This window comes from Sulfitobacter sp. HI0040 (assembly GCF_001634885.1).
Taxonomy (GTDB): Bacteria; Pseudomonadota; Alphaproteobacteria; order Rhodobacterales; family Rhodobacteraceae; genus Sulfitobacter.
In genome coordinates, this window is the sequence record NZ_LWEX01000433.1 from 1 (window position 1) to 21852 (window position 21852).

Sequence of the window (21852 nt, forward strand, 5' to 3'; positions counted from 1 at the left end):
CGCCTCTCGGTCCCCTTCCCCTTGGGCCGGGCGCACCACATAGCGCCCGCGCTGAACGGACCGGACCGCCGCGGTATCAGGTTTGTCCGGGCGCGACCCCGAGCATGTCATGGGACAGGGCCTAACCCGACAGCCCCGAAGGACCGATACGCCCGATGTTGCCCAGCAACTGCCGCAGGAACGAGGTGTTGCTGACAGGTGAACTGGTGACGCGGCGCGAAATCGGCACCACCCGCCCCCGATCGAGGCCGAAGCGTTCGATATTCTGCACGACGCCGTTTTCCGTAAAGCTGATGGCCAGCACTTCGCGCTCCACCTCCTGCGGGGCGAAGAAGGCTACGGTCTTGCGCCTGCTGCGTACATAATAATAGCCGCTGTTGTCCAGCACGCCCGCCGAGGCGGGCACGCCCACGGTCGCGGCCACCGTATCGCGGGTGTCCACGCCGACGGTGATCTGTTCGAGCAGGTCAGCAGGCGGGATATAGCCGTGATTCTGGTATTGTGGCGCACATCCCCCGAGGATCAGCGCGGCGCCCAGAAGGATCGCCCCCGCACGGGTTGCGTTGGTTCGTCCGGTGCTGCGCATCTGGGTCTGCCCTCTTGCCCTTGGGGGTGATGGCTTTTATCTCGCATAGCACCCCACAGGATTCAAGAAACGAAAGCAGGCCGCGCATGTCCGACACGCCTTCCCGCCCCCGGGCCGAAACCAAGACGGCGATGCGCGTCTCCGGCCTGTCGCAATCCAAGGACAACAGTTTCGCGCTGCGCCCCGACGCCGAAGAGTTGGAGGCGATTGCCCGCGAACTGGAGCTTTCGGCCTTGCGCAAGCTTTCCTTCGAAGGGCGCGTCGTCGCGCAGGGCTCCCGGGACTGGCGGCTCGAAGGGCGGCTCGGTGCCACGGTCGTCCAGCCCTGCGTCATCACGCTGGAGCCTGTCACGACGCGCATCGACGTGGACGTGGAGCGCAGCTATCTGCGCGACTACGAGGAGCCGGAGATGCCGGAGGCCGAGGTGGAGATGCCCGACGACGTCACCACGGAGCCGCTGGGCGCATGGATCGATCCGGGCGCCGTCATGCGCGAGGCGCTCGCCCTCGAAGTGCCGGACTATCCGCGCAAGGATCAGGCCGAATTGGGCCAGATGGTCCATGCGGAACCCGGCACGGCCCCCATGACGGACGAAGACGCCAAGCCATTCGCCGGGCTGGCCGGCCTGCGGGACAAGCTGAAAGGCGACGAAAGCTGAAGCGCCTGCCCTATGCGGGAATTCCTGCTTGCATCGGCCCGCGTTCGCAGTATTTTGCCGCCCTCACTCCATTTATGGTTGGACATCGTGCAGGCTTGGTCCTACACGCACGTCACGCCCGAATGGGAGTTGATCCGAAACACGGCCCGGCGCGCCCTCAGGCGTCATAGGCCCCGAAGGCAAAGGCACCAGACATGGCTGTCCAACAGAACAAAGTTTCCAAATCGCGCCGCAACAACCGCCGCGCCCACGATTCGCTCGAAGGCTCCAACCCGAACGAGTGCTCGAACTGCGGTGAACTGAAGCGTCCCCACCACATCTGCGCGGCCTGTGGCCATTATGACGACACCGAAGTCGTTGCGCTCTCCGAAGAGGTGGACCTCGAAAACGACGCGGCCTAAACCTTAACGGGCAATTCACGTCGTAATTCAGTCAGATGAGGCATTCGCACCGATGACGGCCCCGACCGATCACAGCATGGCGAAGCCCCACCGCACCCTCATATCCGTTGATGCAATGGGGGGGGATCAGGGCCCCGAGGCGGTCGTGGCGGGATGCAGCGTGTCTGCCCGTCTGAACGATGAGATTGCCTTTATCCTGCATGGTGACGAAGCCCAGCTGCGCAGTCTGGTCGAAAAGCGGCCCGAGCTGAAGGGCCGCTGCGAAATTCGCCATTCCGCGGACGTCGTGACCATGAACGACAAGCCCAGCCAGGTCGTGCGGACGGGCAAGGACACCTCCATGTGGTCCGCCATCGAATCCGTCCGCTCCGGCGAGGCGGCGGTTGCTGTGTCCTGCGGGAACACCGGGGCATTGATGGCGATATCCATGATCCGGCTGCGCAAGCTGCCGGGCGTCAATCGCCCCGCGATCGCGATTCTCTATCCTTCCGCCAATCCGCAGGAATTCAACGTCATGCTCGACGTGGGCGCCGATGTGCGCGCGGATGCCGACGACCTGATGCGCTTTGCGCTCATGGGCACGTCCTACACCCGCAACAGCATGGACATCGACCGCCCGCGGGTGGGTCTGCTGAACGTGGGCACCGAAGAGAACAAGGGCCGGAGCGAGTTGAAAGAGGCCTATGACCTCATCAAGGCGCAGGAAGACAACGCCGGGTTCGAGTTCGTGGGATTCGTCGAAGGCGGCGACATCGCGGGCGACCGGGCGGATGTGATCGTCACGGACGGTTTCACCGGCAACGTCGCGATCAAGACCGGCGAAGGCACCGCGACGATGATCGGAAGCCGCTTGCGCGAAGCCTTCCGACACTCCATCCTGTCAAAGCTCGCCTCCGTGCTCGCCTATACCTCGCTTCAGCGGCTGCGCCGCAAGGTCGACCCGCGCCGGGTCAATGGCGGCGTGTTCCTTGGCCTCAACGGGACGGTGGTGAAATCGCACGGCTCCGCCGATGCCACCGGCGTTTCGGCGGCTATCAAGCTCGCGGCGCAACTGGCGCAGAGCAAGTTCAACGACAAGCTGGCCGCCCGCGTCGCGGCGGTAATGCCAGCTGAGGAGACTGTCACATGACCATCCGCGCAGTCGTCGCGGGGGCCGGCCACTACCTGCCCGCCCGCGTCGTGGAAAACGCCGAATTCGAAAAGACACTGGATACCGATGACGCCTGGATCCGGTCCCGTTCGGGTATCGAGCGTCGCCATTTCGCGGCAGAGGACGAAACCACGTCCTCCATGGCCGCCGCCGCCGCCGACAAGGCGTTGAAGGATGCGGGATGCGCGGCCTCGGATGTGGATGCGATCATCCTCGCCACCTCTACCCCGGACCTCACTTTCCCGTCGGCAGCCACGATGGTGCAGGCCGAACTTGGCATGAACGCGGGCTTTGCATTCGATGTTCAAGCCGTCTGCGCCGGCTTCGTCTATGCGCTCGCCAACGCCAATGCGCTGATCGTCTCCGGCCAGGCGCGCCGGGTGCTCGTGATCGGGGCGGAAACTTTCAGCCGGATCATGGACTGGACAGACAGATCCACCTGCGTCCTTTTCGGGGACGGCGCGGGGGCGCTGCTGCTCGAAGCGCAGGATGCGGAAGGCACCCCGTCGGACCGGGGCATCCTCGCCACCGATCTCAATTCCGACGGGCGGTTCCGCGATCTGCTCTACGTGGACGGCGGCGTCAGCACCGGCACCACGGGTTATCTGCGGATGCAGGGGAATCAGGTCTTCCGCCACGCGGTGGAAAAACTTGCCTCCACCGCTACGCTGGCGATGGAACGCGCCGGGGTCACGGCGGATGACATCGACTGGATCGTGCCGCATCAGGCCAACATCCGCATCATTCAGGGCACCGCGAAAAAGCTGGGCCTGCCGATGGAGCGCGTCGTGGTCACCGTGCAGGATCACGGCAATACCTCTGCCGCGTCCATCCCGCTTGCGCTTTCGGTGGCGCATGGCAGCGGCCAGATCAAGCAGGGCGACCTGCTGGTGACCGAAGCCATCGGCGGCGGGCTTGCCTGGGGCGCAGTTGTTCTGCGCTGGTAGTCCGGGCGCATTTTTGCTAAATCAATGCCTAAACAGCGCCTTAGATGGCTCTGTTGTTGACTCGAAAAATTCGCGTAGCCTATGCTGCCCCCAAAAGCGGGAGTTATTATGTCCAAGAGCCTGACTCGTATGGATCTGAGCGAGGCCGTCTTTCGTGAAGTGGGACTGTCCCGCAACGAAAGCGCGCAACTCGTCGAAGCGGTGCTCGAACATATGTCCGACGCGCTGGTGAACGGGGAGCAGGTGAAAATCTCCTCCTTCGGGACGTTTTCCGCCCGCGACAAGTCCGCCCGGGTGGGGCGCAACCCCAAGACGGGGGAGGAAGTCCCGATCAACCCGCGCCGGGTCCTGACGTTCCGGCCTTCGCACCTCATGAAAGACCGGGTCGCCAGCGGCAACAAAGCCTGAGCATGGCGAAGTCAAGAGACGCCTTTCGCACGATTTCCGAAGTTGCGGATTGGCTTGGAATTCAGGCCCATGTCCTGAGGTTCTGGGAAAGCAAGTTCAGTCAGGTCAAACCGATCAAGCGGGCGGGCGGACGGCGGTATTACCGCCCCGCCGACATGCTGCTGCTGGGCGGCATCAAGAAGCTTCTGCACGAAGACGGGCTTACCATCAAAGGCGTTCAGAAGATCCTCCGGGAAGAGGGGATGAGCCATGTCGCGGCGATGTCCGGCCCGCTCGACAGTCTGGATCCCCCCGTCCAAAGCTCGGCCAGCCCGGCGGCCCCGCCGCCTGATCCGATTCCCCTGCCCGAGGAAACCGGCGTGGTGCTGAATTTCGAACCGCCCACCGCTGCCGAACCCGCGCCCGAGGCCCCTGCGGAGGAGCCGGACCTTGAGGCAATATCCGACCTGGTCGCCGCTGAGGAGGGTGAGGAGGAAACGCCCGCTGCGGATGACCAAAGCGCCACCGCCGAGGACGAAGCGGAACAGCCGACAGATGCGGCTGAGCGCGCGGACGAAGCGGAGGAACCCCTGCCGCAGGCGGAACTGCCCGCCTTCCTGCGCAATCCCATGACCACCCCGGCGGAACGCGGCGATCTGTTCGACCATGCTGAGGCCACCGCTTCTGCCGAACAGGCCGATGGCACCGATGAAGCCCCGGCGGCCGCGCCCTCCGAAGAGGCAGAGAGCAGCGCGCAGGAGCCACAGGACGCATCATTGGAAGCGCCCGAAGCGGTCGAGGTTCCACCCGCCGCGAAAGAAGCCCCCCCTTCCGAGGAGGCGGTAAAGGAAGCCGCAGAGGACGACCGCGAAACCGGGCAAGAGCCCGCGTTGGACGAACCCGAAGCAGTGCCCGACGATGCGGAGGATAGCCCGCCAGAGGCAGAAGCCCCCGCCGAACCACCGGCCCCGAAGCCCCGCAATATCGATCTCCCCCCCTTCCCGTCCGAGGAAGATATCCCGGCGCAACCCGGTGTGCTGGCCGCTGCCATGCGGCTTTCCGACCTGCCCGATGCACAGGCGCGGGCGGCGGCACCGCTGCTGGCACGGCTGCGCGATGCGCTCGACGGGATGCGCAACGGCTCGCTCCCGCGCTGAGGCGATGCAACGGGCGGCAATTCCCTCTTGCACGCGGGGTCAGATCAGGTATGAACCGCCACAAGTCGGGCTATGGCGCAGCCTGGTAGCGCGTCCGTCTGGGGGACGGAAGGTCGCAGGTTCGAGTCCTGCTAGCCCGACCAGAATACCCTCGCAAATCGCCCGCGTCCCTGCGACGCGGGCGTTTGTCATTTTGAAAGGTCCCCCATGTCAGGCGTGATCCCGAACCAGCAGATTTCGGCCATGATCGACGGGGGCGCCATTCAGGCGATCGCGCCCGTCACACCCCAACAGATACAGCCCGCTAGCCTCGATCTGCGGCTTGGCACCGTGGCCTACCGCGTGCGCGCCTCTTTCCTTGCCGGGGCGAAGGCGCGCGTCAGTGACAGGCTGGATGCCTTCGGGATGCACAGCGTCGATCTGTCCGAAGGGGCGGTGCTGGAAAAGGGCTGCGTCTATGTCGTGCCGCTGATGGAAAGCCTTGATCTGCCGAAGGACATTTCCGCCGCCGCCAACGCCAAGAGCTCGACAGGCAGGCTCGACCTGCTGACCCGGGTGATCACCGATGGCGGGGTGGAGTTCGACCGAATCCCCGCCGGGTACACCGGCCCGCTTTACGCAGAGATTTGCCCGCGCTCCTTTTCGGTGCTGGTCCGTCCCGGCATGCGCCTGAACCAGATCCGTTTCGCCCAAGGCGAGGCGCGGCTCGACGATGCGGCACTGCGCGTGCTGCACGAAAAGACGCCGCTGGTGGATGGCGACCCGCTCATCGACGATGGGCTCGGCTTTTCGGTGGATCTGCGCCTGCCGGGCACATCGCTGGTGGGATACCGGGCGAAGCCCCATACCGGGGTGATCGATCTGGACCTGATCGGCCATTACAGCCCCCGCGCCTATTGGGAAGAAGTCCACAGCGATGACGGCCAGATTATTCTGGATCCGGGCGCCTTCTACATCCTCGTCAGCCGCGAAAGCGTGACGATCCCGCCCGACTACGCGGCAGAGATGGCGCCCTTCCTTGCGATGGTGGGCGAATTCCGCGTGCACTATGCCGGATTCTTCGATCCGGGGTTCGGATACGCCCCGGCGGGCGGCGCAGGCTCCCGCGGGGTGCTGGAGGTGCGCTGCCACGAAGCGCCTTTCGTGCTGGAACACGGACAGGTCGTGGGCCGCCTGCTTTACGAGCGGATGACTGAAGCGCCGAGCCTGCTGTATGGGCAGGGCATCGCGTCAAACTACCAGGGCCAGGGCCTGAAACTGTCCAAGCACTTCAAAACTGCCTGAAGCACATTCGAAAGCGCGCGGGATCAGAACCTTCCGATCCGGCGCAGAACCTTCATCGATTGCTTGGCGCGCTGCGCGGACTGACGCGCCCGCCGCTTGTCAGCCTTCGACTCCGGCATGGGTCGCGGCTCGACGTCACCGTCCTGCCGCTTCTTGCGGTTGCCCATGCGGCTCGCTTGGTTGAAGCCCGCATCGATACCCTTGTTCACCAGCCGCCGCATCACCTGACGGATGATCATATTGATGATCGCGTTCATCTGACCCTCTCTTTCTGCCTCGATGACCAATATAGTACGTTTTGCGGCGATATTCAGGCACCCCGCCGATGACGGCGCGAAAGCCTCAATCCTCGAACAATTCGCTTTGTCCGGTGCTCGCCTCCTCCTCCGGGTCGTCGGCGCCGTCGGGCCCCGGCAGATGACCGGGGGGCGGGCGGTTCTCCAACAGTCCGGCCGAGCGGAGTTCTTTCAACCCGGGCAGGTCCCTCGCGCTTTCCAAGCCGAAATGATCGAGGAATTCCTGCGTCACGACGAAAGTCACCGGTCGGCCCGGCGTCATCTTGCGGCGGCCAAAGCGTATCCACTCCAGTTCCAGAAGCTGGTCCACCGTCCCCCGGGAAACGGAAACACCGCGGATTTCCTCGATCTCCGCGCGGGTGACGGGCTGGTGGTAGGCCACGATGGCAAGCGTTTCGATGGCCGCGCGGCTCAGCTTGCGCTGCTCCACGGTTTCCTTGCGCATCAGAAAGCCGAGGTCCGGCGCCGTGCGCAGGGCATAGGCGTCGCCCACCTTCATCAGCTGCACGCCCCTCCCCTCATAGCGCCGCCGCAGCAGCGCGATGGCTTCGCCCGCATCGCTGCCATGGGGCATCCGGGATTCCAGCTCCCGCAGGGTCACGGGTTCCGACGTGGCGAAAAGCACCGCCTCCACCATGCGTTCCTGTTCCGCCAAGGGCGGCGCTTCGAACAGACTTTGTTCCTCTTCGTCAATGTCCTGCATCACGCAGCTAATCCTTTCTGCGCAGTTCTATGGGCGCAAAGGCTTCCGCTTGGCGGATATCGAGATGCCCTTCCTTCACCAGTTCGAGGGAGGCCGCGAAAGTCGATGCCGTAGCAGAACGCCGTCGCACCGGATCGGCCCCCCAGCCGTCAGGCAGATAGCTGGTCAGGTCGGACCAGCCCCCGGCGAAACCGATAAGACCGCGCATCCGTTCGAGCGCCTGTTCCATGGTATAGACGGCATCCCTGTCCATCACGAAGGGGCGAAATTCGTCGCGGGTGCGGATGCGCGCGTAGCCCTGCATCAGATCGAGCAGGGTCGCCGTATAGGTCACGCGGCGCGTGCGCTGCATGTCCTGCGTCTGGCCGCGCGCGAAAAAGTCGCGGCCCAGCCGGTCGCGCGCCATCAACCGGGCGGCGGCGTCGCGCATGGCCTGCAACCGCTCAAGCTGAAACGCCAGATGGGCGGCCAGTTCCTCGCCGCTGGGGCCTTCGTCCGCCGGGTCGGGTGGCAAGAGAAGCCGTGACTTCAGAAAGGCGAGCCAAGCCGCCATGACGAGGTAATCCGCCGCCAGTTCAAGCCGCAGTGCCTTGGCCTTTTCCACAAAAGCGAGATACTGGCGCGCCAGTTGCAAAACGGAGATCTTGCGCAGGTCCACCTTCTGGGTGCGGCCCAGCGTCAGCAGCAGGTCGAGCGGGCCTTCGAACCCGTCCACATCCACGATGAGCGCCTCGGCGGCAAGCCGTTCGGCCACCGCGGTGCGGTCTTGCTCGAATATGGTGTCAGCCATGCGCCGCCGTTCCGCCCGTGAGCGTGGCCAGCTTGGCCTTGAGGGCGGAAATGTCAACCTCCGCCGGGGCACGGCGCGCGGCAAGCGCCCGTTCCGCGCGGGTCTGCGCTTCGGGCGTCATCCGCCCGGCGGCATCGGCTACCGCGCGGCGGTCTTCCAAGGACGCATTGCAATAGAGCGCCACGTCGCAACCTGCATTCAGTGCCGCGCGCGCAATGTCGCCGGGCGCGCCCTGAAGCGCCTTCATCGATATGTCGTCCGTCATCACGAGGTTGTCGAAACCGATATCCTCGCGGATGAGCCGCATCATCCGGGTCGACAGCGTGGCGGGGGCATCATCCAGCGCTTCGTAGACGATATGCGCGGTCATCCCCATGGGCATGTCGTTCAGCGCCCTGAACGGGGCGAAGTCCCGCGATCTCAGCGCCTCTTCCGGGGCGGTGACACGGGGCAGGTGCAGATGGCTGTCCTGCGTGGCACGGCCATGGCCGGGCATATGTTTCATCACCGGCAACACACCCGCTTCCAGCATCCCGTCCGCCGCGGCCCGGCCCAGCCGGGCGACGGTTTCGGCATCTTCGCCGTAGCAGCGGTTGCGCAGGAAGGGATGGGTTTCAGCCGTCGCCACATCGAGGGTCGGCGCGCAATTGCTGTCGATACCGACGTCGCGCAATTCCTGCCCGATGATGCGATAGCGCAGGTACATGGCTTCGGCAGCGGCATGGGCCGGGTCGCCGCCCGCCTCTTCGATGAAGGTGAGCGGCGGGGACCAATCCGTCCAATGCGGTGCGCGCAGCCGCTGCACCCGCCCGCCTTCCTGATCAACGGTAATGACCGCATCGCGGCCCACAGCCTCGCGCATGTCAGCGCAGAGCGCGCGGACCTGATCAGGTGTGTCGATATTGCGCGAAAACAGGATGAAGCCGAAAGGGTCCGCCGCACGGAAGAACGCCTTTTCCTCAGGGGTCAGGCGCAGGCTATCCGCATCCAGAATGGTCGCGCCGAAAGGCATCACCGGGTGACGACGGGGATACAATCGGCCTTTTCCGAAACCAGCGCAGAGCAGAACCGCCGCGCATCGGCGATGTCTTCAAAGCCCATTGCGCGCAGGCGGTAGAAAACCCGCCCCCCGCTCGTGGCCTTTTGCACCACGCGGTCCTTGCTGCCGAGGTAGACGGCGAAACGGCGGTTCAGCTTGTCCCACTGTTCGCGGGCGATTTCGGGCGAATCGAAGGCGCCCAGCTGCACCAGCCGGGTGCCTTTCGGGATCGTATCGGCAGGCACTTCGCGGGTGACGGCGGCGGACAGTTGGCGCGACACCGCGTCAATGGCCGCTGTCACGGCGGCATCCTCGGCAGAGAGGGAGGCTTTCACCACCATCGCCTGTGCTGCCTGCTGGGGGCGGTTGCGGGGGCGCAGCGAATTGCTCACCCCCGGGGCATTGAGCACCGCCTGGGCGACTTCCGCCTTTGCGGTTTCGACTTCCTGAACGATCTCATCCGTAACTGTGGCCACCGCCTCGGCGGTTTCTTCGGTCTCGTCATCCAAGGGCGCGATGCCGTCGGTGAGGGAGGCGACGAGTTCGTTCACGTCGCCATTCCGCAGGGCTTCGGCCACATCCGGAACGGCGGCGGAGGCGGGAATCACCTGCGCTTCTGCGGTGCCCGGCTGTGGCGCTTGTGCAACCATCGCGGGTTCAATCGGCTGGTCTTCTTCGGCAAGTTCCAGCGGTTTAGGCGCCAGTATCAGCCGGTCGGCGAACTTACCGGCGGTGCCATGCGCGGCCACCGCATTGACGGAAAGCCCCTGATGGCGGGCCAGTTGGCCTCCCGGTTCCTCGGGGCGCACCCGCATCTCCCCCTGTGCGGCGCGGACCACGGGGATGCCGCTTACGTCCCGGGCGAGCAGTTTGTACCCCCAGACGCCGATCCCCACGACAAGCGCGACCGACACCAAGGCACCGGTAAAATTCGTCAGTTTTGCCAAGGAGTTGGCCCGCGAACTTCCGGCGTCTTCATATGCCTGATGAACGCCATGCGCCCCCGCCACGGGGGAGGAATAGAAATCTGCCATCACTGCCTCGCTGCCCACCGGTCGAATCGCCACGCGGGTCTCTTGATTGAATTGCCTGCTACGGCGCGCGTGCGTTTACCGCATCTCCTGCGCCGGTGTGACTCCAAGAATACCAAGACCTGCCGCTATTACAATCGCGACGGACCGGGCCAGCGCAATTTTTGCCTGACTGGTCGCCGCGTCGCCTTCCTGCAGGAAGCGCAGCGCAGGCGTGTCATTGCCCCGGTTCCACAGGCCGTGGAAATCCCCGGCGAGTTCATAGAGGTAGAAGGCCACGCGATGCGGCTCATTGCTGCGGGCGGCGGTTTCCACCAGCCGGGGCCATTCGGCCAGTTTGCGCAGCAGCGCCAGTTCCGCCTCATGATCGAGCTTTGTCAGATCGGCCTGACGCAGAACGGCATCATCCGTGGCGATCCCCGCCTCGGCCGCCTTGCGCATGACGGAGGAGACCCGGGCATGCGCGTATTGCACGTAGAACACCGGGTTCTCGCGGCTCTGCTCCAGCACCTTGTCGAAATCGAAGTCGAGCATCGCGTCGTTCTTGCGCGTCAGCATGACAAAGCGCGTCACATCGGGGCCCACCTGATCGACGACATCGCGCAGGGTGACGAAAGTGCCCGCCCGCTTCGACATCTTGAACGGCTCACCATTCTTGAAGAGCTTCACCAGCTGCGTCAGCTTGATGTCCAGCGGCACGCGACCTTCTGACAGGGCCGAGACGGCCGCCTTCATCCGCTTGACGTAGCCGCCGTGGTCCGCGCCGAACACATCGATCAACTGATCGAAACCGCGCTGCACCTTGTCGTAGTGATAGGCGATATCCGGGGCGAAATAGGTCCAGCCGCCATCCGATTTCTTGACCGGGCGGTCGACGTCGTCGCCGTGATCGGTGGATTTGAACAGGGTCTGTTCGCGCGGTTCCCAATCTTCGGGCTTCTTGCCCTTGGGCGGCTGAAGCACACCTTCGTAGATCAGGCCCTTGGATTCAAGATCGGCCAATGCCGCTTCGATCCGGCCCGTGCCGTAGAGCGACTTTTCCGAAAAGAAGACGTCCATCTCGACGCCGAGCGCCTCGAGATCGGCGCGAATCAGATCCATCATCGCGTCGGTTGCGAAATCGCGAACCTCTTCCAGCCAGACGCTTTCGTCCTCATCGACATAGGCGTCGCCGACCTTGTCCTTCAGCGCCTCGCCCACGGCGATCAGATAGTCACCGGGATAGGTGCCATCGGGAAAGGCGACCTCCTGCCCGTGTGCTTCGAGATAGCGCAGGTAGACCGACCGGGCGAGCACATCGACCTGTGCGCCGCCGTCGTTGATGTAATATTCGCGCGTGACGTCAAAGCCTGCGTAATCCAGCAAAGACGCCAGGGCATCGCCGAAGACCGCGCCCCGGGTATGGCCCACATGCAGCGGCCCCGTGGGGTTGGCCGAAACATATTCGACGTTGACCGACACCCCCTGCCCCAGCGCGCTGCGACCGAAATCGGTGCCCGCTTCCAGCACACCCCCCGCGACCTGTTGCCAGACCGAGGGCGCCAACCGCAGGTTGAGGAACCCGGGCCCGGCCACCTCGGCAGAGGTGATCCGCTCATCCGCCGTGAGCCGGGTGCTGAGGGCTTCGGCGATGTCGCGCGGCTTCATTCCGGCAGGCTTGGCGAGCACCATGGCGGCATTGGTCGCCATGTCCCCGTGGGCCGCGTCGCGCGGCGGCTCAACGGTGATCGCGTCAAAGCTGAGGTCCACGGGCAGTGCGTCCTGCGCTACCATCTGTTCCAGCGTGGCCACCACCAGCGCGCGAATGTCGGCAAATAGGTTCATGTCGGATATCCTTGTCTCGCGCCCCTGTATCATCTGGGCAGGCACGGTCAATCAAGGGCGGGATGGAAGACGCGGGCGGGAAGGACGGTTCAGGCCGATGCGGCAGTCATTTCGGCGGGCGGGCTTTCATCGCTCTGCTGGGTGGCAAAGGGGCCGTCTGCAATGTGAACGGTGCCGCTCGCAATCGTGCGCCCGGCCTTGCCGCAGAGCAGCAGCGCCATTGGCAGCACCCGGTCGGCACGGTCCTCGGGTGCGCGAAGGTTGTGTACCCGCACCCCGTGCCGCGACAAGGCCGCTGCCAGCCCCGTGCCGGCCTCCTCTACCGCGGCGCAGAGGGCCCGCGCATGCAGGGCGAGTGGATCGGCAGGCTCCGCCATGATGGAGATGAGCGCACCGGATCCCGCGGCCAAACCCCGGCCCATGCTGCGCATCAACGCCGTCAGCGCGGTGATCTGCCCATCGATACCGACCTCCGGGTCCAGTGGCAGCAGGTTGACCACCGCATGCAGCGGCTCGTCGCGCCACGCCTTTCGCAAAAGGCGCAGGCGCTGCCGGTCTTCCGGCTCGATCACGAGCGTTTCGATAAGATCAGGCTCATGCCGGGCAAGCGTTCTGAGCGCGTGTTCCCCCTGCCCCATCGCGATCACGCGGGCGCCGCCATCGGCCAGTCGGCGGACAAGCTGCGGCCCCGGGCCAAGCGGCGCCTGCAGCACCGCAACCGTTCGGTTCCTGAGATCGGCAGCTTCGGTCATGCAACGTCCTGCGAAGGAAAGCGCCGGGATGTTCCGGCAGGGGCGGAGCGGTCGGGTCGCCGACCATGGCACAGCCTAGCACGGGCCCGCGTTACCCCCAAAGAGGACTCAACCCTTTCAGGTGCCGGACCGTGGAATTCAACCGCCGTGCGACAGGATGGACTGCGCGTCCTCCGCCCCGAAAAGACGCGCATGTTCCTGCAGGGCGAAACGGTCCGTCATGCCGGCGATATAATCGGCCACCATCCGCGCCAGCGCCTGACGGTCGGTGCCTGCGGCGGCGATCTCTTTCACCCAATGGCGCGGCAGCAGATCGGGCCGGTCCAGAAAGAGCGGAAAGAGCGCCTCGATCACCTGTGTCACCTCGGCGCGCTTCGCCATGACGCTGGGGGCGCGGTACATACGTTCGAAAAGAAAGCGCCTGATGTCGCGCAGATCCCGCCAGATGGGATCGGAGAAGCGGATCACGGGATAGCCCAGATGCCGGATATCCGACGCTGAATTGGCACCGGATTTTTCCAGCAGCCCGCGCGATGTCTCGATCACGTCAGAGACCATCATACCAAAGACCCGGCGCAGGGCCTCATGCCGCCGGCGGTAGGGTTCCAGCCCGGGATAGGCCGCATCGACCTCGGCATAGGCCGTCCCCACCATGGGCAGAGCGGCGATTTCGTCATCCGTGAAGAGGCGCGCGCGCAGACCATCGTGGAGATCGTGGTTATTGTAGGCGATATCGTCCGACAGCGCGGCCACCTGCGCCTCAGCACTCGCATGGGTATGCAATTCCAGATCGTGCCGTGCGTTGTACCGCGCCAGCGCATGGGGCAATTCCCCGGTAACGGGGCCATTGTGCTTGGCGATGCCCTCCAGCGTGTCCCACGTCAGGTTGAGCCCGTCGAACTCGGCGTAATGCCGCTCCAGCGAGGTGACGATGTGGATGGCCTGCGCGTTATGGTCAAAGCCGCCGTAGGGCTTCATCAGCGCATGCAGCGCATCCTCGCCGGTGTGGCCGAAGGGCGGATGGCCCAGATCATGGGCCAGCGCCACCGCTTCGGTCAGTTCCGAATTCAGCCCCAGCGCCCCGGCGATCGTGCGCGCCACCTGCGCCACTTCGATCGAATGGGTGAGCCGCGTGCGGAAATAATCGCCTTCGTGCTCCACGAAGACCTGCGTCTTGTGCTTCAGCCGCCGAAAGGCCGAGGCGTGAATGATCCTGTCCCGATCCCGCTGATAACAGGAGCGGAAGGTGCTTTCCTCCTCCGGTACCAGCCGTCCCCTGGCCAGCGCCGGATCAGAGGCATAGGGTGCGCGCATTGCCGCCGGTCCTTGTCGCCTGTCCTGCGGGTTTCTATATTGCAAGGACCAAGCGATTGAAACCGCAGCCTCGGAGCCTTTCTGATGAACCTTCCGCCCAAAGTGACCTCCCGCGCGTTCGAACGGCTGGCCGAGATCGGCGCCGCAGGCGAAGGCAAGGCCCTGCGCGTCGCCGTCGAAGGCGGCGGCTGTTCCGGTTTCCAGTACGACATCGCGCTGGATGAGCCGAAGGACGATGACCTCGTGCTCGAAGGCGGCGGCCAGAAGGTCGTGGTGGATTCGGTTTCGCTGCCCTTTCTGGCCAATGCGGTCATCGACTTTTCCGAAGAACTTATCGGCGCGCGTTTCGTGATCGACAATCCGAACGCGACCAGCGCCTGCGGCTGCGGTACGTCGTTTTCCATGTAAGTCTGCCCTCCGGCACCGAAGGGCTGCCGCGACGATCACGCGGCGCGAGGGATCCGTGCGAAGCGCGCAAAGAATTCCGCGAACCGTGGCGATGAACCTTCGGCCCTTTGCAGCAAATCCTGCCCTTCGCGCGTAAGCTCCGGCGACAGGGTGCGTTTCATCACATGCCAGTCCCCGCCCCGGGCGTTGCCCTGATCATAGAGACAGCGAGAGATTTGCCGCAGGATGCCGGGCGGCTCTTGTGGTGCGCGGACCGTCAGCGGGCCGCCCGCAAAGGATCGCGCGAAAGCAGGCGCACCCTTCTGGCGGAGCAACCAGCCCGTTACCAACCATGGATGATAATCGTCCTGCCCCGACGGTTCATGCAGCGGCAAACAGCGCATCGCCCCATGGGCGCTATCCACCTCCTGTTCCCAGAACGGATCAGGCACGGCCCCCGCATGGCGCAGCGCGAGGCAGACCTCGGCCAGCAGATCGTGGTCCCGATCCAGCAGCGCCAGAAGGCCGAGATCATCGAGATTGGCAAACGCCTCCGGCGGCAGGCCCGGATCACGGCGGCCATAGTCAGACAGATAGAAAACGATATGGGTCAGTTCATAGGCCGCCTTGCGGTTGGGTACGGCAAACCCGCCCCGTGCCCCTGCGAATTCCAGCAATCGCTGGCGCAGAGCCGCATCTCCGTCCAGATCCAGCCGGCGCGACAGCAACCGCTGCGCTTCGCCGCGTTGCAGGTCGGAAAGCTCCGCAAGGGGGGAGCGGTTGCGGGCGGCCTGCGCACAAAGCGCTGCGCCATGGCCGCCGCCCATCCCCAGATCCTCCAGATCGAGGCAGATGGACAGGATGAAGCGATAATACTGCGGAAAGAACTCCAGATAGGCCGGCGCCCTGTCATAGAAGGCGGCATAGGGCGACAATGCTTCCGCCGGGATGGCCCCGCCGGTGCTTGCCAGCATGCCCAGAAGTTCGGCGTTTTCCTTGAGCCAATAGACATCGTCCCGCGGCTGGCGATGATCCGCGAAACTGCGCAGCAGCGCGGCAAAGGTGTCTTGCGCACCGCATACCCTTGGTTGCGCCAGGAAATTCGCATGGATGACGTTGGACATGGCAGCTTTCTCTTCCGGCATGGGAAGGCGCGCGCCGAACGCGCCCCCCGGGGTGACATGGCCTCAGCAGCTGGTCGTGAAAAGCGCCACGCCGTCGCCGTCGAAAGCGGACCGGCCCGATTCAATACAGCTTGTGGTGTAGAGCGCGGTACCCTGCCCCGCGGCCATCCGGGGCCCACAACTGGTGGTGAAAAGCGCCGTCCCGCCCCCGTCGAGTATCGACGAACTGCGGGGGGCGGAGCCCGAAGTGAAGAGATGCCCCCCCGCACCGCTGTGCGTGTCGGGGAGGGAAACGGGTGTGTCGAGGTCAATGGAACGAAGAGCGGACATGTTGGGAACCTTTCCTGCTGTTTGGCGTTGTCGTTTCGCACCAATAGCCTTGCAGCTGACGCTCGCACCGCAAGAAAACAGTAGTTAAGGTATTGTTAATTAGAGAAAATATGGCATTAACCATAATCGCAACCGGTTGATTCCGGTTGCGAACCCAAAGTTGTCCACATTATCTAAAATTGTATATATCTGGATATATTCTATACATAGGTGCATCAGGTAAGGCCGCCGCATGGCAGGGGCGACTGGCTCCCACAAGCTTGGCACGCGAATCGCCGCCTTGTATCCGAGGGTGCGATGCGGCATTGCTGGGCCTGAACTGACAGGACCGCCCCCATGAAGATCGCTACCTTCAACATCAACGGTATCAAGGCCCGCGCGACCGCCCTGCCCGACTGGCTGGACGAAGCGCAGCCCGATGTCGTCCTGCTGCAGGAAATTAAATCAGTTGACGAAGGCTTTCCGCGGGAATTGTTCGAAGACCGTGGCTATAACGTCGAAACCCACGGCCAGAAGGGCTTCAACGGGGTGGCGATCCTCTCGAAATTGCCGTTGGAGGATGTGAGCCGCGGCCTGCCCGGGGACGATGCCGACGAACAGGCGCGCTATATCGAGGCAACGATTGTGGGCGACAAGGATGCGCTGCGGGTCTGCGGGCTTTACCTGCCAAACGGCAACCCGGCGCCCGGCCCCAAGTTCGATTACAAACTCGCCTGGATGGCCCGGCTGAAAACCCGGGCCGAGGCGTTGTTGGCGGCGGAAACGCCCTTCCTGATGGCGGGCGATTACAACATCATCCCCCAGCCCGAAGACGCGGCCAACCCCGAAGCGTGGCGCGAGGATGCGCTGTTCCGGCCAGAAGCCCGCCGGGCGTTCCGGGAGCTGCTGAACCTCGGGCTGACGGATGCGTTCCGCGCCCGCGAGCCCGGCCCGGGGCATTATTCCTTCTGGGATTATCAGGCGGGCGCATGGAACCGGAACCACGGGATCCGGATCGACCATCTGCTGCTGTCACCCTATTGCGCGGACCGGCTGGTGGAGTGCCGGATCGACCGCGAAGTGCGGGGCCGCGACAAACCGTCGGACCACGTGCCGGTCTGGGCCGAGCTCGATATCTGACGGGGCCCCTGCCCGGTCAGGCTTCCAGTTCGGCGTCCCAGTAAAGGAAATCCATCCAGCTTTCGTGCAGATGGTTCGGGGGGAATTTGCGGCCGATGTTGCGCAACTCCTCCGCTTCGGGATGACGGGGCGGTTTGCGCAGGGACATGCCCGTGCGGTGCAACGGCTTCGATCCCTTCTTCAGGTTGCAGGGTGAACAGGCCGCCACGACGTTCTGCCAGCTTGTGACACCGCCACTGGCGCGCGGCACCACGTGATCGAAGGTCAGCTCCCCCCGCGCGCCGCAGTACTGGCAGCGGAATTCGTCCCTCAGAAAAAGATTGAAGCGCGTGAATGCCACGCGCTTCATCGGTTTTACGTAATCCTTCAGCACCACGACGGAAGGAATTTTCAGTTCGGTACTGGGGCTTCGGACGACATCTTCGTACTCGGCCACGATATCGACCCGGTCGAGCCACTTGGCCTTGATCGCTTCCTGCCAGGGCCAGAGCGACAGTGGATAGTAGCTCAATGGCCGGTAATCCGCGTTGAGCACCAGCGCCGGGCGGTGCCGCAGGCCCGCAGGGTTTCGTGTGAATTCCGTCCTGAAATTGCCGTCCATCTGTCAGCCGCTCCTGCCCGGTTAACTTCCACTATATATTGTGGTCGAAGTCTGGCAAGCCAAAGATGTGCCCCGTATTTTGCCTGCGCTGATGGCCGCATCCAGGTGTGGCGCGGCTTCGTTTCGTGCTGCGACAAGCCGCTGACAGAAGCAGGGCGGAATGATAGGATCACTGCTATGGAAAAGCCCGATCTGCCCGCCGCACCGGCCCCGAACGCGATCCTCGAAGCGGCGATTTACGCCAATGATCTGGATGCCGCGCGGGCCTTCTACGAAGACCTTCTGGGCCTGCCCCTGTTCCAGCATGTGGAAGGGCGGCATATGTTCTTCGCGCTTGGCGCCTCCGTCCTGCTGGTGTTTGACCCCGCCCGCACCAGCCATTCACCGGAAAACCCGCGCATGCCGGTTCCGCCGCATGGGGCGACGGGGCCGGGGCATGTGTGTTTCGCGATGAACAAAGAAGAGATCGACGCCATGCACCGGCGGCTGGAGGCAGCCGGTGTGCCCATCGATACCGCCTTCGACTGGCCCAACGGGGCGCGCTCGCTCTATGTGCGGGACCCGGCAGGCAATTCGGTCGAATTCGCCGAACCCTGGCTCTGGGACGATCAGAAACCCGGTTAAAGGCCCAGCTTGTCGCGCATGAAGGCCAATGCCACCGACAGCCCATCGGGCGCGATGCCGTGGCCCGTTCCCTTCATCACATGGGCATAGACATCCTGCCAACCCGCCTCCTGCAGCGCTTCGGCGGCCTGCGGCAGGGACTGCGGCGGCACCACATCGTCCGCGTCGCCATGCACCAGAAGGACGGGCGGGCGCACCCGCGCCTCTTCCTTCAACGTTTCGGGGGAAAGCAGCCGACCGGAAAAGGCGACGATGCCCGCCACCGGGTCTTCGCGCCGGGGTGCGACATGCAGGGCCATCATGGTGCCCTGCGAAAAACCGAAGAGCACAACCTGCTCCGGCAATACATCCTCGTCCACCATCAATGCGTCGAGAAAGGCGTTCAGGTCATCGACGGCGCGCACCATCCCGCGCTCGGCCTCTTCTTCGGAGGAATTATCGATCCAGGGGATCGGAAACCACTGAAACCCCATGGGTGCCCCGGCGCAGGCTTCGGGCGCGTCGGGTGCCACGAAAAGGGTGTCGGGCAGATGTTCGCCCAGCGGATCGGCCAGCCCCAAAAGGTCCGCGCCGTTTGCCCCATATCCATGCAGAAAAACGACGACGGACCGGGTTTCCCCCGATTTCGGCTCGCGGCGCTCTGCGTTCAATACCCTTGTCATGCAATACCTTCCCGTTTGCTGCTCACCCGGTAGTAAGCAAAGAGAAGGCGGGCTGCAACGGCCCGCCAAGGCGACCAATGGGCCGCCATCCGGGCGAGTGCCGCAGGCGTGGGGCGCGCCTCCAGTTCAAAGAGCGCCCTCGCGGCCTCCTGCAGGGCCAGATCGCCGGGGGCGAAGACATCGCGGCGGCCCAGCGAGAACATCGCGTATACCTGTGCGGTCCACGGCCCGATCCCCGGCAGCGCGGTGAGCGTTTCGATCACCCCCGCATCCGGCAAATGGGCCAGCGCGTCGAAATCTATGCCCGCTTCGGACAGCGCAAGCGCATAGCGTATCTTCTGCCGGCTCAACCCGGCGGCGCGCAGCCCCTCCTCCCCCGCCTGCAAGATCGCCTCCGGCGCGATCAGCCCGGCCTGCTCCATCCGGCCCGATATCGCGCTTGCCGAGGCGACGGAGACCTGCTGCGAGACGATTGCCCGGAGCAACGCCTCGAACCCCGCGGGCCGCAGCCGCAGGGGCAGCGGGCCCGTCGCCCTGAGCGCATGGTCGAAGCGCGGCTCGCGGGCCGCCAGCCATTGTGCGCCTTCAGCCACATCCGCATCGCAGGTGATCAGACGCCCGACACTCACAGCGCCCGCGCCCACGCAAGCGCTTCGGCTGTGGTGTGCACCACCGGCGCGCCCGGGGGCAGCGGCGGCGGATCGACGAGCAATACCGTGAAGCCAAGCGCCGCCGCCGCGTCGAGCTTCGACCGGCTGGCCAGCCCGCCGAGGTTGCGGCAAATCAGAACGTCCACTTGCAGCTTGGTGAAAAGCGCCATTTCCTCCGTCACCGAAAAAGGGGGCGAACCGAAGACCGGAGTAACGAAGTCAAAGGGGGGCACTCTGTCATGCCTCCTTGTCTGGCGCAGAAGCAGCATCGATCCGGGGAAATCCGCATATTCCTGCAGGCTGGCCCAGCCCGTCGCCGAGAAAACGCGCGCCCCGCGCGGGATCAGCGGCAATGCCTCCGCGATCGCCGCGACCCGGTGCCAGTGCGGGCGCGCCCCGGTTTCCCAAGGCAGCCGCCGCAGGCTGAGACAGGGCAGGCCCAGCAGCGCGGCGGCCCCGTGGGCCTGTGCCGCCTGCTGCCCGTCGAACGCATGGCCCGCATCGAGAATGGCGCCGATATCGTGGTGTTGCAGGTAATCCGCCATCGCCTGCGCATCGGCAAAACGGCGCAGCTCCACCCCGGTATCGGGGCCGGAGCCTGCGTTACGGGGCCGTTCAGCCGCCAGAACGTGAATCCTTTGCGGCAGGCGCATCAGGTCGGGCCGCAAAGCCTGCGCTTCGGCGCTGCCCGAAAGCAATAACAGGGCTGAACGATCCTTCATCGCCGGCGATATTGCGGTGCACTCCGCCCGTGCGCAAGGGCTTGCCCCGCCCTCAGGCCGGGGATACGGATTTGCCATGGAAATGGAAAACGACAGCCGCGCCCGGCGCAACGTCGGCGTATTGGTGGCCGCGCAGGCCTTTCTGGGTGCGCAGATGCCGATGATCTTCGTCATCGGCGGTCTTGCGGGTACGTCGCTGGCCGGAAACCCCTGTTTCGCAACCCTGCCCATTTCCATGATCGTGCTCGGTTCCATGCTGGCGGCCACGCCCATTTCCGCGATCATGCAGCGCTTCGGACGGCGCGCGGGCTTTCTGCTCGGCACGCTCGGTGGTGCGGCGGGGGGCGCGATCGGGGCCTACGGGCTTTATACCGCCTCCTTTCCCGTCTTCCTGCTGGGCAGCCTGCTGACGGGCATCTACATGTCCGCTCAGGGTTTCTATCGCTTCGCGGCGGCTGACACTGCCTCCGAAGCCTTTCGGCCCAAGGCGATTTCATATGTCATGGCGGGTGGGCTCGTATCGGCCATTATCGGGCCGCAGGTCGTGAAGCTGACGGCAGAGGCCTATGTGATCCCTTTCTTCGGGACCTACCTTGCCGTTATCGCGGTCAACCTGCTGGGCAGCGCACTTTTCTTTTTCATCGACATTCCGCGCCCGCCCGTCCCTGCACAGGACGCGCCCCGGGGCCGCAGCCGGATGGAGCTGCTGCGCACGCCGCGCGTCGCCGTGGCGGTGATCTGCGCCATGGTGTCCTATGCGCTGATGAACCTCGTGATGACCTCCACGCCGCTGGCGGTGGTGGGTGCAGGCTACGACGTGGGCCATGCCTCCGACGTGGTGACGGGCCATGTGCTGGCGATGTTCGCTCCGTCCTTCTTCACCGGGCATCTGATCGCGCGCTTCGGAGTCGAACGGATCATGGGGCTCGGCATCGCGATCCTTGCGGGCGCCGGTATCGTGGCGCTGGCGGGCGTGGCACTGCCGAACTTCTTCGTCGCGCTGATCCTGTTGGGTCTGGGGTGGAACTTCGGCTTCATCGGCGCCACCACCATGCTGGCGGGCGCCCATGCGCCGCATGAACGGGGCCGGATGCAGGGGCTGAACGATTTCATGGTCTTCGGCGGGGTGACACTGGCCTCGCTCGCCTCGGGCGGGTTGATGAATTGTTCGGGCGGCACTGCGGCGCAGGGCTGGGCCGCAGTCAACCTCGCGATGATCCCGTTTCTGGCGCTGGCGGGGGGATCGCTGATCTGGCTAGTCCTGCGACCCCGGGATGAAGCGGTGGCCAGATAACGTCGGGACAGCGCAGGGG

General features: G+C 64.7%; 26 protein-coding genes and 1 tRNA gene. 12 read left to right on the forward strand and 15 right to left on the reverse strand.

Annotated features, from left to right (window positions below; translation table 11 throughout):
* Nucleotides 1-121 precede the first annotated feature (121 nt).
* Complete coding sequence (locus tag A3728_RS17805) at nt 122-586, reverse strand: outer membrane protein assembly factor BamE (protein ID WP_067926766.1); 465 nt, start codon at nt 584-586, stop codon at nt 122-124.
* An 86-nt stretch (nt 587-672) separates the two neighbouring features.
* Here A3728_RS17805 and A3728_RS17810 point away from each other — a divergent pair, with 86 nt between their 5' ends.
* From A3728_RS17810 to A3728_RS17845, 8 genes are all read left to right on the forward strand, one after another.
* Complete coding sequence (locus tag A3728_RS17810) at nt 673-1245, forward strand: YceD family protein (RefSeq protein WP_236628097.1); 573 nt, start codon at nt 673-675, stop codon at nt 1243-1245.
* Nucleotides 1246-1439: 194 nt separating this feature from the next.
* Nucleotides 1440-1646: a 50S ribosomal protein L32 gene (rpmF, locus tag A3728_RS17815; protein ID WP_067926770.1), complete on the forward strand. Its 207-nt coding sequence runs from the start codon at nt 1440-1442 to the stop codon at nt 1644-1646.
* A 52-nt stretch (nt 1647-1698) separates the two neighbouring features.
* Nucleotides 1699-2775, forward strand: coding sequence for a phosphate acyltransferase PlsX (gene plsX / locus A3728_RS17820; RefSeq protein ID WP_067926774.1), 1077 nt, complete (start codon nt 1699-1701; stop codon nt 2773-2775).
* Complete coding sequence (locus A3728_RS17825) at nt 2772-3743, forward strand: beta-ketoacyl-ACP synthase III (protein WP_067926778.1); 972 nt, start codon at nt 2772-2774, stop codon at nt 3741-3743. Before plsX ends, A3728_RS17825 begins: the two co-directional genes overlap by 4 nt.
* Before the next feature lie 108 nt (nt 3744-3851).
* Complete coding sequence (gene ihfA, locus A3728_RS17830; protein ID WP_067926781.1) at nt 3852-4151, forward strand: integration host factor subunit alpha; 300 nt, start codon at nt 3852-3854, stop codon at nt 4149-4151.
* Between the two features lie 2 nt (nt 4152-4153).
* Nucleotides 4154-5287 carry a MerR family transcriptional regulator gene (locus A3728_RS17835; RefSeq protein ID WP_067926786.1) on the forward strand — a complete coding sequence of 378 codons (1134 nt, stop codon included), beginning with the start codon at nt 4154-4156 and terminating at the stop codon, nt 5285-5287.
* Between the two features lie 66 nt (nt 5288-5353).
* A tRNA-Pro gene (locus tag A3728_RS17840) sits at nt 5354-5430 on the forward strand.
* A gap of 64 nt (nt 5431-5494) precedes the next feature.
* The gene (locus tag A3728_RS17845; protein WP_067926789.1) at nt 5495-6571 is read left to right on the forward strand and encodes a 2'-deoxycytidine 5'-triphosphate deaminase; all 1077 of its coding nucleotides are present in this window, start codon (nt 5495-5497) and stop codon (nt 6569-6571) included.
* Nucleotides 6572-6594: 23 nt separating this feature from the next.
* Here the strand turns inward: A3728_RS17845 and A3728_RS17850 are convergent, their stop codons facing one another.
* The 8 genes from A3728_RS17850 to A3728_RS17885 all read right to left on the reverse strand — a co-directional run bounded on the left by A3728_RS17850 (nt 6595) and on the right by A3728_RS17885 (nt 14320).
* Nucleotides 6595-6828: a hypothetical protein gene (locus A3728_RS17850; RefSeq protein WP_067926794.1), complete on the reverse strand. Its 234-nt coding sequence runs from the start codon at nt 6826-6828 to the stop codon at nt 6595-6597.
* A gap of 85 nt (nt 6829-6913) precedes the next feature.
* Nucleotides 6914-7570, reverse strand: a complete 657-nt coding sequence (gene scpB, locus A3728_RS17855) for an SMC-Scp complex subunit ScpB (RefSeq protein ID WP_201722184.1) — start codon at nt 7568-7570, stop codon at nt 6914-6916.
* A gap of 7 nt (nt 7571-7577) precedes the next feature.
* The gene (locus tag A3728_RS17860; protein WP_067926802.1) at nt 7578-8360 is read right to left on the reverse strand and encodes a segregation and condensation protein A; all 783 of its coding nucleotides are present in this window, start codon (nt 8358-8360) and stop codon (nt 7578-7580) included.
* Nucleotides 8353-9372: a beta-N-acetylhexosaminidase gene (gene nagZ / locus A3728_RS17865; RefSeq protein ID WP_067926807.1), complete on the reverse strand. Its 1020-nt coding sequence runs from the start codon at nt 9370-9372 to the stop codon at nt 8353-8355. Before nagZ ends, A3728_RS17860 begins: the two co-directional genes overlap by 8 nt.
* Nucleotides 9372-10466 (reverse strand): SPOR domain-containing protein, encoded by a 1095-nt coding sequence (locus tag A3728_RS17870; protein ID WP_236628010.1) that lies wholly within the window; start codon nt 10464-10466, stop codon nt 9372-9374. Before A3728_RS17870 ends, nagZ begins: the two co-directional genes overlap by 1 nt.
* Before the next feature lie 42 nt (nt 10467-10508).
* A complete protein-coding gene (gene argS, locus A3728_RS17875) occupies nt 10509-12254 on the reverse strand; it encodes an arginine--tRNA ligase (protein ID WP_067926810.1) in 1746 nt (581 codons plus the stop codon).
* A gap of 89 nt (nt 12255-12343) precedes the next feature.
* Nucleotides 12344-13006, reverse strand: coding sequence for a hypothetical protein (locus A3728_RS17880; protein WP_067926814.1), 663 nt, complete (start codon nt 13004-13006; stop codon nt 12344-12346).
* A gap of 138 nt (nt 13007-13144) precedes the next feature.
* Nucleotides 13145-14320 (reverse strand): deoxyguanosinetriphosphate triphosphohydrolase, encoded by a 1176-nt coding sequence (locus tag A3728_RS17885; protein WP_067926818.1) that lies wholly within the window; start codon nt 14318-14320, stop codon nt 13145-13147.
* 84 nt (nt 14321-14404) lie between these two features.
* Here A3728_RS17885 and A3728_RS17890 point away from each other — a divergent pair, with 84 nt between their 5' ends.
* Complete coding sequence (locus tag A3728_RS17890; RefSeq protein WP_067926822.1) at nt 14405-14728, forward strand: HesB/IscA family protein; 324 nt, start codon at nt 14405-14407, stop codon at nt 14726-14728.
* A gap of 35 nt (nt 14729-14763) precedes the next feature.
* Here the strand turns inward: A3728_RS17890 and A3728_RS17895 are convergent, their stop codons facing one another.
* Both A3728_RS17895 and A3728_RS17900 read right to left on the reverse strand, forming a co-directional pair.
* On the reverse strand, nt 14764-15831 hold the full coding sequence (locus A3728_RS17895) for a DUF6902 family protein (protein ID WP_067926825.1): 1068 nt from the start codon (nt 15829-15831) through the stop codon (nt 14764-14766).
* Between the two features lie 63 nt (nt 15832-15894).
* Complete coding sequence (locus tag A3728_RS17900; RefSeq protein WP_067926829.1) at nt 15895-16161, reverse strand: DUF6749 family protein; 267 nt, start codon at nt 16159-16161, stop codon at nt 15895-15897.
* Nucleotides 16162-16497: 336 nt separating this feature from the next.
* On the opposite strand from A3728_RS17900, the gene xth reads away from it, so the two are divergent.
* The gene (gene xth, locus A3728_RS17905; RefSeq protein ID WP_067926834.1) at nt 16498-17280 is read left to right on the forward strand and encodes an exodeoxyribonuclease III; all 783 of its coding nucleotides are present in this window, start codon (nt 16498-16500) and stop codon (nt 17278-17280) included.
* Between the two features lie 16 nt (nt 17281-17296).
* On the opposite strand, the gene A3728_RS17910 is transcribed toward xth, so the two are convergent.
* The gene (locus tag A3728_RS17910) at nt 17297-17881 is read right to left on the reverse strand and encodes an HNH endonuclease (RefSeq protein WP_067926837.1); all 585 of its coding nucleotides are present in this window, start codon (nt 17879-17881) and stop codon (nt 17297-17299) included.
* 177 nt (nt 17882-18058) lie between these two features.
* On the opposite strand from A3728_RS17910, the gene A3728_RS17915 reads away from it, so the two are divergent.
* A complete protein-coding gene (locus A3728_RS17915) occupies nt 18059-18505 on the forward strand; it encodes a VOC family protein (RefSeq protein WP_067926840.1) in 447 nt (148 codons plus the stop codon).
* Here the strand turns inward: A3728_RS17915 and A3728_RS17920 are convergent.
* The 3 genes from A3728_RS17920 to A3728_RS17930 are packed head-to-tail and all read right to left on the reverse strand — an operon-like array spanning nt 18502 to nt 20539.
* Nucleotides 18502-19167 (reverse strand): alpha/beta hydrolase, encoded by a 666-nt coding sequence (locus A3728_RS17920; RefSeq protein WP_067926844.1) that lies wholly within the window; start codon nt 19165-19167, stop codon nt 18502-18504. The genes A3728_RS17915 and A3728_RS17920 overlap by 4 nt on opposite strands.
* Complete coding sequence (locus tag A3728_RS17925; protein ID WP_067926880.1) at nt 19164-19796, reverse strand: DNA-3-methyladenine glycosylase family protein; 633 nt, start codon at nt 19794-19796, stop codon at nt 19164-19166. The genes A3728_RS17920 and A3728_RS17925 overlap by 4 nt, the downstream gene beginning before the upstream one ends.
* Entirely contained in the window at nt 19793-20539 is a 747-nt protein-coding gene (locus A3728_RS17930; protein ID WP_067926847.1) for a precorrin-6A/cobalt-precorrin-6A reductase, read from the reverse strand. Before A3728_RS17930 ends, A3728_RS17925 begins: the two co-directional genes overlap by 4 nt.
* 76 nt (nt 20540-20615) lie before the next feature.
* On the opposite strand from A3728_RS17930, the gene A3728_RS17935 reads away from it, so the two are divergent.
* Nucleotides 20616-21833 carry an MFS transporter gene (locus tag A3728_RS17935; RefSeq protein WP_067926851.1) on the forward strand — a complete coding sequence of 406 codons (1218 nt, stop codon included), beginning with the start codon at nt 20616-20618 and terminating at the stop codon, nt 21831-21833.
* Nucleotides 21834-21852 lie beyond the last annotated feature (19 nt).

What these genes read in the sequence shown, in the direction of transcription:
- A3728_RS17805 (WP_067926766.1), bottom strand. Translation starts at nt 586, where the DNA reads ATGCGCAGCACCGGACGAACCAACGCAACCCGTGCGGGGGCGATCCTT.
- A3728_RS17810 (WP_236628097.1), top strand. Translation starts at nt 673, where the DNA reads ATGTCCGACACGCCTTCCCGCCCCCGGGCCGAAACCAAGACGGCGATG.
- rpmF (WP_067926770.1), top strand. Translation starts at nt 1,440, where the DNA reads ATGGCTGTCCAACAGAACAAAGTTTCCAAATCGCGCCGCAACAACCGC.
- plsX (WP_067926774.1), top strand. Translation starts at nt 1,699, where the DNA reads ATGACGGCCCCGACCGATCACAGCATGGCGAAGCCCCACCGCACCCTC.
- A3728_RS17825 (WP_067926778.1), top strand. Translation starts at nt 2,772, where the DNA reads ATGACCATCCGCGCAGTCGTCGCGGGGGCCGGCCACTACCTGCCCGCC.
- ihfA (WP_067926781.1), top strand. Translation starts at nt 3,852, where the DNA reads ATGTCCAAGAGCCTGACTCGTATGGATCTGAGCGAGGCCGTCTTTCGT.
- A3728_RS17835 (WP_067926786.1), top strand. Translation starts at nt 4,154, where the DNA reads ATGGCGAAGTCAAGAGACGCCTTTCGCACGATTTCCGAAGTTGCGGAT.
- A3728_RS17845 (WP_067926789.1), top strand. Translation starts at nt 5,495, where the DNA reads ATGTCAGGCGTGATCCCGAACCAGCAGATTTCGGCCATGATCGACGGG.
- A3728_RS17850 (WP_067926794.1), bottom strand. Translation starts at nt 6,828, where the DNA reads ATGAACGCGATCATCAATATGATCATCCGTCAGGTGATGCGGCGGCTG.
- scpB (WP_201722184.1), bottom strand. Translation starts at nt 7,570, where the DNA reads ATGCAGGACATTGACGAAGAGGAACAAAGTCTGTTCGAAGCGCCGCCC.
- A3728_RS17860 (WP_067926802.1), bottom strand. Translation starts at nt 8,360, where the DNA reads ATGGCTGACACCATATTCGAGCAAGACCGCACCGCGGTGGCCGAACGG.
- nagZ (WP_067926807.1), bottom strand. Translation starts at nt 9,372, where the DNA reads ATGCCTTTCGGCGCGACCATTCTGGATGCGGATAGCCTGCGCCTGACC.
- argS (WP_067926810.1), bottom strand. Translation starts at nt 12,254, where the DNA reads ATGAACCTATTTGCCGACATTCGCGCGCTGGTGGTGGCCACGCTGGAA.
- A3728_RS17880 (WP_067926814.1), bottom strand. Translation starts at nt 13,006, where the DNA reads ATGACCGAAGCTGCCGATCTCAGGAACCGAACGGTTGCGGTGCTGCAG.
- A3728_RS17885 (WP_067926818.1), bottom strand. Translation starts at nt 14,320, where the DNA reads ATGCGCGCACCCTATGCCTCTGATCCGGCGCTGGCCAGGGGACGGCTG.
- A3728_RS17890 (WP_067926822.1), top strand. Translation starts at nt 14,405, where the DNA reads ATGAACCTTCCGCCCAAAGTGACCTCCCGCGCGTTCGAACGGCTGGCC.
- A3728_RS17895 (WP_067926825.1), bottom strand. Translation starts at nt 15,831, where the DNA reads ATGTCCAACGTCATCCATGCGAATTTCCTGGCGCAACCAAGGGTATGC.
- A3728_RS17900 (WP_067926829.1), bottom strand. Translation starts at nt 16,161, where the DNA reads ATGTCCGCTCTTCGTTCCATTGACCTCGACACACCCGTTTCCCTCCCC.
- xth (WP_067926834.1), top strand. Translation starts at nt 16,498, where the DNA reads ATGAAGATCGCTACCTTCAACATCAACGGTATCAAGGCCCGCGCGACC.
- A3728_RS17910 (WP_067926837.1), bottom strand. Translation starts at nt 17,881, where the DNA reads ATGGACGGCAATTTCAGGACGGAATTCACACGAAACCCTGCGGGCCTG.
- A3728_RS17915 (WP_067926840.1), top strand. Translation starts at nt 18,059, where the DNA reads ATGGAAAAGCCCGATCTGCCCGCCGCACCGGCCCCGAACGCGATCCTC.
- A3728_RS17920 (WP_067926844.1), bottom strand. Translation starts at nt 19,167, where the DNA reads ATGACAAGGGTATTGAACGCAGAGCGCCGCGAGCCGAAATCGGGGGAA.
- A3728_RS17930 (WP_067926847.1), bottom strand. Translation starts at nt 20,539, where the DNA reads ATGAAGGATCGTTCAGCCCTGTTATTGCTTTCGGGCAGCGCCGAAGCG.
- A3728_RS17935 (WP_067926851.1), top strand. Translation starts at nt 20,616, where the DNA reads ATGGAAATGGAAAACGACAGCCGCGCCCGGCGCAACGTCGGCGTATTG.